At 53.5% G+C, this 13,405-nt stretch carries 11 protein-coding genes; 9 read left to right on the top strand and 2 right to left on the bottom strand.

Annotated features, from left to right (window positions below):
* Positions 1 to 18: 18 nt before the first annotated feature.
* Entirely contained in the window at positions 19 to 1,047 is a 1,029-nt protein-coding gene (locus NST43_RS21355; RefSeq protein WP_339219245.1) for an alpha/beta hydrolase, read from the bottom strand.
* Between the two features lie 203 nt (positions 1,048 to 1,250).
* On the opposite strand from NST43_RS21355, the gene NST43_RS21350 reads away from it, so the two are divergent.
* The 9 genes from NST43_RS21350 to NST43_RS21310 all read left to right on the top strand — a co-directional run bounded on the left by NST43_RS21350 (position 1,251) and on the right by NST43_RS21310 (position 12,017).
* The gene (locus tag NST43_RS21350) at positions 1,251 to 1,397 is read left to right on the top strand and encodes a lmo0937 family membrane protein (RefSeq protein ID WP_143804202.1); all 147 of its coding nucleotides are present in this window, start codon (positions 1,251 to 1,253) and stop codon (positions 1,395 to 1,397) included.
* A 156-nt stretch (positions 1,398 to 1,553) separates the two neighbouring features.
* Positions 1,554 to 2,129, top strand: coding sequence for a hypothetical protein (locus NST43_RS21345; protein WP_339219244.1), 576 nt, complete (start codon positions 1,554 to 1,556; stop codon positions 2,127 to 2,129).
* Between the two features lie 160 nt (positions 2,130 to 2,289).
* Entirely contained in the window at positions 2,290 to 3,882 is a 1,593-nt protein-coding gene (locus NST43_RS21340; protein ID WP_339219243.1) for a sensor domain-containing diguanylate cyclase, read from the top strand.
* A gap of 83 nt (positions 3,883 to 3,965) precedes the next feature.
* On the top strand, positions 3,966 to 5,564 hold the full coding sequence (gene dcuS, locus NST43_RS21335; protein WP_209984946.1) for a DcuS/MalK family sensor histidine kinase: 1,599 nt from the start codon (positions 3,966 to 3,968) through the stop codon (positions 5,562 to 5,564).
* 51 nt (positions 5,565 to 5,615) lie between these two features.
* Positions 5,616 to 6,323, top strand: coding sequence for a response regulator (locus tag NST43_RS21330; protein ID WP_209984943.1), 708 nt, complete (start codon positions 5,616 to 5,618; stop codon positions 6,321 to 6,323).
* A 314-nt stretch (positions 6,324 to 6,637) separates the two neighbouring features.
* Complete coding sequence (locus NST43_RS21325) at positions 6,638 to 7,993, top strand: 2-hydroxycarboxylate transporter family protein (protein ID WP_339219240.1); 1,356 nt, start codon at positions 6,638 to 6,640, stop codon at positions 7,991 to 7,993.
* 269 nt (positions 7,994 to 8,262) lie between these two features.
* Positions 8,263 to 9,447, top strand: coding sequence for a malic enzyme-like NAD(P)-binding protein (locus NST43_RS21320; protein ID WP_209984938.1), 1,185 nt, complete (start codon positions 8,263 to 8,265; stop codon positions 9,445 to 9,447).
* A gap of 165 nt (positions 9,448 to 9,612) precedes the next feature.
* The gene (locus NST43_RS21315) at positions 9,613 to 10,677 is read left to right on the top strand and encodes a suppressor of fused domain protein (protein WP_339219237.1); all 1,065 of its coding nucleotides are present in this window, start codon (positions 9,613 to 9,615) and stop codon (positions 10,675 to 10,677) included.
* 176 nt (positions 10,678 to 10,853) lie between these two features.
* On the top strand, positions 10,854 to 12,017 hold the full coding sequence (locus NST43_RS21310; RefSeq protein ID WP_339219236.1) for an AI-2E family transporter: 1,164 nt from the start codon (positions 10,854 to 10,856) through the stop codon (positions 12,015 to 12,017).
* A 634-nt stretch (positions 12,018 to 12,651) separates the two neighbouring features.
* Here NST43_RS21310 and NST43_RS21305 read toward each other — a convergent pair.
* Positions 12,652 to 13,395: an amino acid ABC transporter ATP-binding protein gene (locus tag NST43_RS21305; RefSeq protein ID WP_339219235.1), complete on the bottom strand. Its 744-nt coding sequence runs from the start codon at positions 13,393 to 13,395 to the stop codon at positions 12,652 to 12,654.
* Positions 13,396 to 13,405 lie beyond the last annotated feature (10 nt).

Raw genomic sequence — 13,405 nt, 5'->3', positions numbered from 1 at the left:
AATTTGCTTCAATTAAGGTTACTTCCCTGTGGCGAGCATCCTGCGGATGGTCTGGACGACCAGCTCCGGCTGGTCGTGAATGACCATATGGCCGCTATTCTCGGCGACTATAAGCTCACTATTGGAAGAGAGCTTCAGCATATTACGCTGGCCCTCCTGCCAGATGGCTTCGAGCCTGCGGCCGCCTTCCCCGGAGATTCCGAAGGAGGCATAGTCCTGGGGCAGGCCACGGGCGATCACCTTCACCGGGAGCGAGCCGAAGTGCTGTCCACGGATCACATCCTCGGTAGAGCTTGCCAGCGCTGCTTCCTGCTCCTTGGCAGCGAAATAGGCAGGCGTGGAAATAACGTTAATGAACTGTGCCCGGTCCTGCTCCGCAACCAGGCCTGCGAGGAGCTGGTCCTGGAACAGCCGAAGCGCCCCGGATCGCTTGAGCAGGCTCAGCAGGGAAGCGCTGGGGTTGCCGGCCATATTCTCGGCAGCCAGAATCGGCTTCGTCTCGCGGTCGTCATTCTCGGGTCTGGCATCGATCAGCACCAGTCCGGTTACTTCGTCCGGGTAAGTCTGAGTGAACAGCCGGGCATACATGCCGCCGAGAGAGTGGCCGACCATCAAGTAGGGGCCGGGAAAATCTGCATTCTTCAGTGCCGTATGCAGCTCACGCACGATATTGGCGCCTGAGCGTTCCGTATCCGCCTGCTCACTCCAGGCATACCCGGCCCTATCGTAAGTGACAACGGTAGCATGTTCAGCTAACTGTTCAGGAATATCTCCCCACGACAGGCTGGTTTCACCGCTGCCTGCCTCAAGAATAATAGTGGGAGCTCCTGTGCCTAACTGGCGAATATGGAGGTTATAGCCTCCGGCATCCACCAGCTGACCCGGTGCAGGATAGCTTTTAAGAGCGGAGCTTGCGGCAATGGCTTCATATAGGAACCCTGATCCTGCAAGAAGCAGGACGGCAGATAGAAGGAACAGCAGCAGCTTAAGCAGTCTGCTCCGCAGTTTCGGGGCTGTGTTCTTCGGGTGACTTGAAGAGTGGGTCATGGGGATAGGTTCGTCTCCTTTTTTACAATACAGTTGTATTATTTAAGAAACAGTATAACAGCCTGTCCCGCAATTAAGCAATGTCCTAATACCTGAAAAAACAGCTGTCTCCACAGACGGATCTGCCGGACCAGCCGTTTAAATTCCCCTCCACAAGGGTAAAGTACATACAAATCAAACCGGAAGAGAAAGGCGGTAAGCATATGCTGTGGGGATTAATCGGACTTGTAGTGGTAGTATGGCTGTTAGGCCTTATCTTTAATTTCATGGGCAACATGATTCATCTTCTGCTGTTTGTCGCAGCGGTCCTGTTCGTGATCAACCTGGTCAAGGGACGGTCGCGGAGATAAAGGGGAAAAAAGTGGATAGGAATAGGCAGCACAGCATGTGTCCCTGTGAAGGAGGCATGTGCTTTTTGATGTTGAGTCTGGCTGATGTCTGGACACTTATTCCCCGGTTGCCTATAATAAATGAAAATGAATGAAAGTGTACATGGAGGAGATTCAATGCGCAAACCGATCATCGCCGTTGATATGGACGATACGATCTGCCATCTCGTGAAGCGTGCGATATACCACAATAACATTGAGTTTCCTACACATCCGCTACGCTACGAAGATATGATGGATTGGAACACGGACCATCTGCGTCATCCGGAGAGCACCATGGACCTGTTCTTCGGCAGACCCGGCCTCTACGAGGAGCTGGAGCTGTTCGACGAATATGTGGTGGAAGAGATGGAGAAGCTGCACAACGCTTATGACGTTATTATTGTGACGGCCGCTGTCCCGAAGACGGTGCTGGAGAAATGGAACTGGCTGCAAAAGCACATGCCGTACATCCCGGCCGACAATTTCTTCACCTGCAAGCGGAAGCATCTGATCGGCTACGATCTGCTGATTGATGACGGCCCGCATAACCTGCTGCCCGCCGTTCAGGCAGGGAAGAAGGTGCTCTGTATTCCGCATCCGTGGAACCTGAGGGCACGGGAGAAATACTCTTTTCCGCTGATGACCTCCTGGGAGGGTGCCAAGGAACGGGTGGATGAGATTTTGCAGGCGCAGGGTGAACCTGAACTGTAACTAAAAGCTTGAAGATGAGCCCTGCTGCTGCGGGCTTATTCTGCTATGTCCGGGTGATATTCGCCGCCTGTTCTGCCATAAATCCGCTGTCGAACATTATCAGTATTTGCGGTATGATGGATATATCATTGCGTTTTTTGTTCCAAGGAGGATTGCGGGTTTGTATATAAGGTTGAAGCGCAAGCTTCGTCAAAGTCAAAAGCTGAGCCTTACCACGCTGCTCACAGGTCTGGTGACGCTGGTGGTTTTGCTAACTTCAAGTATTCTTCTGCTCGGTTCGTATGAGTCCAAGAAGCGGTCCTTAATGGAGACCACGCTTCATCTGAATTACCTCAATGCTGACCGGATGTCCAAGACGATGGATTCCTTATTTCAGTCCATGCACGGGACTCTGGAATACAACGCCGCCAGACTGTCTGACATAGAAGCTATGCCGCCGCAGGAAGTGAATGATTCTCTGGATCTGATGCGCAGCAGCAGCAATTTCTTCAATTCCATCACGGTGGTTGATGCCAGCGGACTCATTCGCAATGTTTCACCTGCCAGCTTAGGGACTACAGGCAAGCACATCACCTCAACGAACAGTAAGGAAGCATTAGCGCTCCGCAAGCCGTATATTTCTTCCCCTTATTTGACGGCCAATACCAAGCGGTTAATTGTATTTTTGAGCCAGCCCATCTTCGATACTGCGGGGACCTACGCCGGAATGCTTAGCGGCACCATCTACCTTCAGGAGAATAACGTTCTGTCTGAGATTTTTGACAATGGACAGGAGGATGACTCGGGGTCTTATTATTATATTGTGGATTCCGAAGGGCATCTGGTGTATCACCCGGATAAGGCGCGGATTGGCACAGATGTCAGCAGTAATGAGGTTGTGCAGCAGCTGATGAATAAGCAAAGCGGAGAACAGAGTGTCACGAACACCCGGGGCATCGAGATGCTGGCCGGTTATTCCAGTGTGCCCGCTAATGGCTGGGGCATTGTGGTTGTCTCCCCGATTAGCCGGATTCATCAGGAGCTGATAGGGCATTTCCGTACCCTGATCGGGTATTCCTCCATACCGTTCATTCTGCTACTGCTGGGCGTTATCCTGCTGGCGCGCAAGTTTGCGCGTCCCTTCGTCTATCTGGCAGATGTCGTGAGCAGAATGGGCAAGGAGCAGATAGAATTACAGGAAGCGAAGCGGTATTGGAGCCGGGAAGCATATTTACTGACAGACGGTGTATTGCTTGCCCTGGCCAATATCCAGCAGCAGACCGAGCAGTTGACTCATCAAGCCGAAACGGATGTGCTGACTGGTCTGATGAACCGCAGGTCCCTGGAGCATACGATCAGCCAGCGGATGCGCTCCGGGGTTCCTTTTTCACTGGTGATGCTGGATGTAGACAAGTTCAAGCTTGTCAATGACACGTATGGCCATAAGCTGGGCGATGAAGTTCTGAAGCATGTTGTCCGGGTTATTGTGACCTCGCTTCGCCCGGATGATGTCTGTTACCGCTACGGCGGGGAGGAATTCGTTATCCTGCTGGCCCGGACTACGCCTGCGAAGGCCTTCAGCGCTGCTGAGCGAATCCGTCTTGCTGTCGAGCGGAGCCAGGCGCCGATTGCGGCGCAGCTTACGATTTCACAGGGGATCGCCCACTATCCTTCGCATGCTGCGGACTTTACGGGACTGCTTGTGAAGGCGGATCAGGCCTTGTATCTGGCGAAGAGCAGAGGGCGGAACCAGTCGGTGATTACGGAGTCATAGCAGAATTTACTTAGAATTGTGATTATCGCGCTTTGAGTGCTTTTGCGTTATAATCGAGAAAAATTTCCTGAAGGTGGAGCATTGTGAGAATTGGTACAAAAAGATTGCGCCTTCAGACCACCATCACCCTGATGATTTGCCTGATCGTCGTGCTGGTGCTGCTGATTGTGTATGTGATGTTCGGCATGAGATTCTCCGAAGAGGCCCGGGCTTCTCTGGAGAACAAGGCCATCACCATTGCCCGCACGGTCTCGCGTACACCGGGGGTGGTGGACGAACTGGTTGCAGAGGCATATTCCGGCAGCATCCAGCGTTATGCAACCGATATCAGCGCCATCAATGACGTTCAATTCGTGGTGGTGATGGATATGGGAGGTATTCGCCGTTCCCATCCCGATCCGGCCCTGATCGGCAAGCACTTCATGGGCGGGGATGAGACGGATGCGCTGCATGGCAAGGAGACCATATCCGTGGCTGAAGGCTCGCTCGGTTATTCTGTGAGAGCGTTCTCACCGATCTTCGCCCCTGACGGCAAGCAGGTTGGAGCAGTAGCTGTAGGCATATCGCTTGGCAGCGTCCGTTCTGCTGTTCAGCAGAACCGCTGGATTATCTATTCGGGCATCCTGGTCGGCGGGCTGATGGGGATATTCGGTGCCATCCTGCTGGCCCGCAAAATCAAGCGGATGATGTTCGGCATGGAGCCGGGAGAAATTGCCAAATTGCTGGAGGAGCGCAGCGCTATGCTGCAATCGACCAAGGAGGGAATTCTGGCCGTCGATAAGGAATCGCGGATTACCCTGGTGAATGCCGAAGCCCGGAGGCTGATGGGCAGTGTCGGCTTGAACCAGGAACCGGTAGGCAGGCAGGCCGGGCAGTTCTGGCCGCTGCTGCGGATGGAGAAGGTGCTGGAGACAGGGGAAGCCTTGCAGGATAAGGAAGTGGAGCAGAGCGGCATCACGCTGCTGGTGAATGTGGTTCCGGTCCGGGTGAACGGAATTATCGAAGGCGCTATTGCCACGTTCCGGGATAAGACCGAGATCAGTATTCTGATGGAGCGGCTCTCCGGCATCTCCCTGTACGCCGAGGCGCTGCGCGCGCAGACCCATGAATTCATGAACAAGCTCCATGTCATCATGGGGCTGACCAATATGCGCAGCTACAGCCGGCTGGAGGAATATCTTACGGATATTGTACAGAGCATCCAGACAGAGGCTGATTCGGTGGTCCGGCAGGTCAAAGACCCGGTGATGGTCGGTTTCCTGCTCGGCAAGCTCAGCAGAATCCGGGAGGCCGATGTACGGCTGGTTATCCGGGATGACGGCATGCTGCCTGAAGCGGCGGATCACGAGGTGGCGCGGGAGCTGGTCACGATAGCGGGCAACCTGCTGGACAATGCGCTGGAAGCGCTCCAAGGTGCGGACAACAAGCAGATCGAGATTGGGTTCCGGCATAAGGACAACCAGCTTACACTCGAGGTCAGTGATAACGGGACAGGCATAGCTGCGGAGAATGGAGCTCACCTGTTTGAACAGGGCTATTCGACCAAAGGCGGCGACCGGGGCGTAGGGCTGTATCTGGTACGGCGAAGTGTAGACAAGCTGGGCGGAACGATTACGTATAACAGCCGGGAAGGGGAAGGCACCGAATTCACGGTGGAGATCCCGTATAGAGCGAAGAATTAAGATAAACCATAAAAAGGGTGGAGAGCCCATGAAGAGTGATGATAAGCCATTATGATAAAAGTACTTATTGTTGAAGATGATCCCATGGTGTCGGAGATGAACAAGTTTTATCTGCAGCAGGTGGAGGGCTTCCGTGCCGATGGCTGGGCCAGCTCGGCGGAAGAAGTGCTGGGTATGCTGGAGAAGCAGGCCTACGACCTGATTCTGCTGGATATTTACATGAAGGAGAGCAACGGGCTGGAGCTGCTGTCCGAGATCCGGCGCAGAGGTGTGAAGATCGATGTCATCGTGATCTCGGCGGCGAGCGACAAGGAGAGCATCCAAGAAGCGCTGCAGAACGGGGCGGTGGACTACTTGATCAAGCCGTTCGAGTTCTCCAGGCTCCGGGCCGCGCTGAACGGATACCGGGAGCAGAACAAGCTGTTCCGCAGCCAGGAGCGGCTGAACCAGTCGGAGCTGGACAGGCTGTCCCGGTTCAAGCAGGAACGGACGTCCTCGCAGGAGCTGGCCAAGGGCTTCACCCGTCAGACGCTCCAGACCATCTGGCGTGCCGTGGAGGCCTGCGGCAGCGAGCTGTTCTCCGCTGAGGATATCTCGGCGGTATCCGGCATCTCCCGCGTCTCCGCCGGCAAATACCTGATCGGGTTAACCGAGATGGGCGTGCTGGAGATGGACCTCGTCTACGGGAGTATCGGCAGGCCTGTGCAGAAATACCGGCTCGCTCCGAACGGTAAGGGATTAATTACTAAGTATATTTGAGAATACTAACTAATTCTGGAGCTCCTGCCGCACAACCTGCGGCGGAGCTTTTTGTGTTGCGGAGACAGCGGAAGTGGGCTGGGGGCTGAAAGTCGGCTGGATGTTGAAATGAAAGGGATAAATCCCTTTGACTTGGCCAAAAGTGGGGCGGAAGCCCGAAATGAGGGGCACTAATGCACCTGAAGTAACCTGCCCTCTCCTGATAGCGCTTACTTTAATAATTTACAAAATCCCTTTATTACTTTCATAAAAACAAAAGCGCTTTCAAAGCAGCTATGATGAATTTGTAAAAGAGTTAAGGAGGTAAGGTAAACATGCAAAAAGCAATTCAACCCCCACTTTCGGTACCGGAACAGCAGCATGTACTGAAGCAAGGTGAACCAAATTTGGTCCAGAAGGTTCTGCACTTAAAGGTAGGCGTTATTCCGCTCCCATTGTATGTGGTTTTTGCACTCGTTATTTTTGCGGCTTCTGTGCTTGGTGAACTGCCAAACGACATGATCGGCGGCTTTGCAGTAATTATTGTACTGGGGGTGCTGCTCAGTGATCTGGGCTTCAAGCTTCCGATTCTGAAAAATATCGGCGGTCCCGCGATCCTCTCCCTAATGATCCCATCCTTCCTGGTCTTCTGGAATGTGCTTGATCCTTCGGTGCTCGAATCGGTCAACACGCTGATGAAAACGTCGAACTTCCTCTACCTGTACATCTCGATTCTGGTAGCCGGAAGTATTACAGGGATGAACCGGACCACGCTGATTAACGGCTTCATCCGCATCTTCATCCCGATGATGGCCGGAACCCTCGCCGCAGTGGCTGCGGGGATGGGCGTGGGCATGCTGCTCGGCTATAGTGCACACCGGACACTGTTCTACATTATCGTACCTATTATCGGCGGCGGCGTCGGTGAAGGCATTCTCCCGCTGTCCATCGCGTTCTCGCAGATCCTAGGCGGGGAATCTGGTTCTTATGTAGCTCAGATGATTCCAGCGGCGGTTATCGGTAATGTGTTTGCAATTATTGTTGCCGGACTGCTCAAGCGAATGGCTGACAAAAATCCGTCCATCACCGGGAACGGTGTCCTGGTGAAATCGAAGGATGGCCAGAAGCTGGCGGGCAGCACGTATGACAGTGCAAAGCCGGACTTCCTGCTGATGGGCGCGGGCCTGCTGTTCGCCTGCGGATTGTTCATCACCGGTCATCTGCTGTCGCCGTTTGTCGGCGTTCCAGGTCCGATCCTGATGATCTTCGCAGCGGCACTACTCAAGATTTCCAAGCTGCTCCCGTCCAAAATCGAGCAGGGCGCTTATCAGCTCTACAAGCTTGTGTCCGGCACTTTAACCTGGCCGCTCATGGTCGGCCTGGGGATGCTGTACATTCCGCTGAAGGATGTCGCAGCCCTGATCTCGCTTCCTTATATTATTGTCTGTGCTACCGTTATCGTGGCGATGACGATCACGGGCTATTTTACCGGCAAATGGGTCAACATGTACCCGGTTGAAGCGGCCATTGTTACCGGCTGCCGCGGCGGCCTTGGCGGAACAGGCGATGTAGCTATTCTGTCTGCCTCGGGACGCATGGAGCTGATGCCGTTCGCACAGATCTCCACCCGTATCGGCGGAGCGATTACAGTAGTTGTAGCCACGCTGCTCATCTCTGTATGGGGCGGTTGATCAGGGTGCTCAATCAGTAGACGATACGCCTGAATCACATGAAATCGCATCCAATCGTGTCGAAATCGTGGACAATTTTCAGGTGTCAGCTTTTATCTTGCCAATCCGATACTTATCGCGGAGAATGACTAAGGGAGTATATGTAATGCAAAGTTGACGGGCCTGCATACGGGTCTGGTAAGGTTCCGGATGCAGGAAGCTCCGCTATATATAGAAAGATCTGAGATGAATGGAACAAACGGTTAACCAGTTGAATGGAGGAGTTACTCATGGAACTATTAGAAGAAATTATGCTGCTGCATAAAGGCGGTAAGCTCGAAACTACCCTGAAGCATCCGATTCTGTGCAAAGACGACCTGTCCAAGGTCTACACGCCGGGTGTAGCGAAGGTCTGTCAGGCGATTGCCGACGATCAGTCCCAGGCCTATGAGCTAACCACGAAGAAGAATACCGTAGCTGTCGTATCTGATGGCACGGCTGTACTGGGGCTTGGCGATATCGGGCCGAAGGCAGCCATGCCGGTTATGGAGGGCAAAGCGGCGCTGTTCAAGCAGTTCGCAGACGTCGACGCCGTGCCGATATGCCTGGACACCAAGGATACTGAAGAGATTATTGCGATTGTAAAAGCACTTGCCCCGACGTTCGGCGGCATTAACCTGGAGGACATTTCCTCTCCGCGCTGCTTCGAGATTGAAGCCAGACTAAGAGCCGAGCTGGACATTCCGGTCTTCCATGATGATCAGCATGGTACGGCAATTGTCGTAACTGCCGGACTACTGAACGCACTCAAGGTATGCGGCAAGGATATTAAGGATGTCAAAATCGTAGTCAACGGCATAGGTGCAGCAGGCATCTCCGTCTCCAAAATGCTGCTGCATGCCGGAGCGGTGAACCTGATCGGCGTGGACCGGGAGGGCGCGATTAACCGGCTTGCGGATTATGAGCGCAGCCATTGGAGCGATTACGCCCAGATTACGAACCCTTATCTTGAAATCGGAAGTCTGTCCGATGTGATCAAAGGCGCGGATGTCTTCATCGGAGTCTCTGCACCGGATGTGCTGAAGCTGGAAGATGTGCTGAACATGGCTACAGATCCGATTGTGTTCGCTATGGCGAACCCGATGCCGGAGATTGATCCCGCGATTGCTGCGCCGCATGTAAGAGTCATGGCGACCGGACGTTCTGACTATCCGAATCAGATTAACAATGTTCTGTGCTTCCCTGGAATATTCAGAGGAGCGCTGGATTGTGAAGCTACGGATATCAATGAAGACATGAAGCTGGCAGCAGCAGAGGCGATCTCCTCAGTGATTGACCCGTCTGAGCTGCATGAGAAATATATCATCCCAGACGCCTTCGATCCGCGTGTAGTAGAGAGAATTCGCATGGCTGTAGCCGAAGCGGCAGTTAAGAGCGGCGTAGCCCGCAAGAACCTGCTGGTTGGCATTAACTAATTACTGAAACGGCAAGCTCAACGAATGAGCTTGCCGTTTTTTTGCCGCGTCTATAGGGGAGGCTGCGCTGGTTATGCCAGCGGAATTACGGGTAATCAATGGGAGATTAAAGGCCGGGGGCGGGTGCTCCGGCTATACATAAATCTTAGACTGGAGGGTACGAACATGAGCGAGGAAGAAGTGGAAGCAACCGGCTGGGATGCCATTGAAGATCAGATGAAGAGGTTGTACGGACAGCAGGAGCCGAAGCATTATGCTGCAATGCTGCCTTATAGGCTGGGGGGTAAAGACCCGCTGAGCGGAATCAGCGCCTATGAAGCGCAGCAGCCTTATCCGCATTGGCATTTCGTAACCTTCGGTTTCTCTGAGCTGTACGATAAGGAGTCGGAGAACCTCGAATACAGCGGGTACGGCTTCGAGCTGACCTTCCGGTTGGCTCGTAGTGCCGGAGAACAGGAGCCTCCGGCCTGGGGGATCAGTCTGCTCCAGAATATGGCCCGGTATGTATTCTCCAGCGGGAATATTTTTGCCTCTGGTCATTATCTGGATGCGAACGGTCCCATCTGTCTGGGCGCGGACACCCGGCTGACTGCGCTGGCTTTCATTGATGACCCGGAGCTTCCAGCTGTGGATACGCCCAATGGGCGGGTTGAATTTCTGCAGATGGTCGGAATTACAGCAGATGAACTGGAAGCCATGATGACCTGGAATACGACCTCATTCCTGCACGCCAGCGAGGAGATGCTCCCCGCATATATCACTGATCTTGCCCGGGATTCGCTGCTCCGGCTTCCGGCTATTAAGGAAGCAGTTCGCCTGGGCATCGAGCGTGACGGGTCCCAGACGGGTATCCTGTATGTAGATGAATTGGGCTTCGAGCCTGCAAAAAGCCGTCTGCTGGGCACCGCACCGGCGGTCCTGACCATTGGGGCTCGGCAGGCCGCGTCAGTAGCCAGCCTGCTGCGCGGACGATTGCTGAAGGGGAAGCCGCTGAGGTTAACCTGCCCGAAGCTACAGATCTTGCTAGAACCGGCTGAAGAGACTGGCTGTGTACAGGACGGGGAGATCGTCCGTATCAGCCTGAGTGAAGCAGCTATCCTGGAGCTGGAAACGAAGCTCCAGCCCAAGGAAGGCGAATTCCGGCTGTCCACCGCCAAAGAACTGAAGGTGCAGGTAAGAAAGACCTACATCAAAGACCAAGAGGGTAACGTGGTGGAGACCATCGGCTAACCTGCACTGACGGCTGCTTCATTCTAGCGGGACTTCCGTTTCGATTGTGATCATGCGTTCACTCCATCCCGAATCTTTAGCTTATCTTTAGACTTGGTTTAGTTTGAATTAAGAAACCCCGGCTATATTTAAGTGAACAAGAAACGCTGTTCAAAATAACGGAACGGGAGCCCACTATGGCCAAATTGAATTTGTTCATCCGCATTTGTATTGCCGTGCTGCTGGTGCTGGGAATTATCTATGTCAGCTCACTGGTAGACTTTATTTTTACCCCTATTATCTCGTTGTTCAATGTTGTGATGGTGCCGTTAATGCTGGCCGTATTCTTCTATTATCTGCTTCGGCCCCTGATCGACTTCCTGTCCTCGCGCAAATTGAAGCGGACGCTGGCGATCCTGCTGGTCTATCTGGTCATTGCTATTCTGCTGCTGGGCTTCACGGTAGGCGTCTGGCCATCGCTGCAAAGTCAGCTGCTGAACCTGGGCAACAATATGCCGGGGGTGCTGAGAGCAGTTGGAGAGCAGTTAAGTAAGCTGGAGAACACTGAGCTGCTGTCGGGTCTGATTCCCGAGAATATGAACCTGTCCAGCCAATTAATGGGCTATTTGAATACAGGCTTCTCGCTGGCAACGGGCTATGTGTCCGGGCTGTTCTCCTTTGTCTCTAATTTTGCGATTGTGCTGTTCACCTTTCCGATCCTGCTGTTCTACATGCTGAAGGAAGGCGGGAAGTTCGGCGATAAGCTCGTGAGCTTCTTCCCCAAACGGTATCACGAGGAGGGCGCGGGGGTGATTGCCGAGATTGACGGCGTGATGGGCAGCTTCATCGTCGGCAGAGTGCTGGTCAATCTGGCGCTCGGCGTCCTGATGTACATCGGGTTCCTGATCATCGGCCTGCCGTATGCGCTGCTGCTGACAATGGTAGCGGTGCTGATGAACTTCATCCCTTTTATCGGAGCCATTCTGTCTACCGTGCCGATCTTCATCTTCGGTCTGATCGAGTCCCCGTCTACGGCGGTCTGGTCAATTGTGGTCGTGCTCGTTGCGCAGCAGATTCAGGATAACCTGGTGGCCCCATATATCTTCGGCAAAAGCATGGATATCCACCCGCTGACCACGATCATCCTCGTCCTGGCCGGCGGCGATTTCGGCGGAATTATCGGCATTCTGGTCATTATTCCGGTCTATATGATGCTCAAAATCATCATCGTCAAGCTCTATCAGCTCTTCATCCGCACGCGCTGGGAGGAGGAGCCGGAGCCGGCAGCGCCGATGGGACCGTTGGAGCCGGTGCCCGGGGGCACGGCGCCGCCTTCGGATGCGGGGGAGAATGTGGAGTGAAATAAGGTAGATTAAGGGCGGATTAGCGCGTGAGTGTGACAGAGAAAGTGTGGGTCGGGTGAAGTAAGAGCGAGTAGGTTGAAGTAAGAGTGGGGTTGGGCCGAGCTTGGGACAGAGATGGAAAAAAGGCACTTATTTCGCGCCGAATGGACGGTTACGGGGAAGCAGTTGGAAAAAGTACATCTAATCTTCCCAATTATAAGGATTCGCCGAAAGTCGGCTCGAGTAAGTGTTGTTTATCCAACTAATGTTTGAAAAGTGTATCTATACGCAAAATTAGATGGACTAAATCCACTTGCATCCTCCGCTGCGCCCATAGCTATGCGTTAATGCGACAAACTAAAACAAACACACCGGAAATCAATCCATAAATGATGATTTCCGGTGTGTTTGTTTTTTTATAAGTTCCTTTGAAATGTAATTAGCTACTTCGATGTTTTCTTAAACATCTTACTCAATACACGTTCATCGGTAGATTGCTCTTGCAACAGATGAACAACCTGCCAGATCCATTCCTGATTATCCAAGTGATCGAACTGGGGATGATTAAATAAGGCGTTCAAGCTGCACGTTTTGCTCGCCGCGTTCTAATCAGGACTCGCATTAACCAAGTCCTTATAAGCATCCACTATACTTACTCCCGGGTCAGGAAGGCCCGTGTCCGCTCCAGCTTCGGACTGCCGAAGATCTCGTCGGGTGTGCCGGATTCGGCAATGTCCCCGTTGTCCATGAAGAAGACGCGGTCGGCGACATCGCGGGCGAAGCTCATCTCATGGGTGACGATCATCATCGTCATGTTCTCCTCGGCAAGCTGGCGGATGACACGCAGCACCTCGCCGGTCAGCTCGGGATCGAGCGCCGAGGTCGGCTCGTCGAACAGTAGAATGTCCGGGCTGAGCATCATCGCCCGGGCGATGGCGACCCGCTGCTTCTGCCCGCCCGACAGCGTGGAGGGGTAGACGTCTGCTTTGTCGGAGAGGCCTACCTTGGAGAGCAGCTCCCGGCTCTTCGCCGTAATCTGCTGCACACTCTCCCGCTTCAGCGTTCTGGGGGCAAGCTCCAGGTTGTCCCTTACGCTGAGATGCGGAAACAGATTGAAATGCTGGAACACCATCCCCATACTTGAAGTGATGTCTCTAATCTCCGCTGTACTGGCGTAGCGCCCGTTTTGAACCAGGGTTTTCCCACAGATTGAAATGCTGCCTCCGGTGACTTCCTCCAGATGTACGAGACTGCGCAGCATGGTGCTTTTGCCGGAGCCTGAGGGTCCGATCACCGCAACGACTTCGCCGGGCTTCACGTCAAAGCTTATCTGGTTCAGCACGCTGAGGCTGCCGAAGTCCTTCTTCAATTGCCGTACTTCAATCATGCTACTCATAGCCAAACAG

This window comes from Paenibacillus sp. FSL H8-0332 (genome assembly GCF_037963835.1).
GTDB classification, from domain to species: domain Bacteria; phylum Bacillota; class Bacilli; order Paenibacillales; family Paenibacillaceae; genus Paenibacillus_AQ; species Paenibacillus_AQ rhizoplanae.
This window is presented reverse-complemented; position numbering and strand designations above follow the sequence as displayed.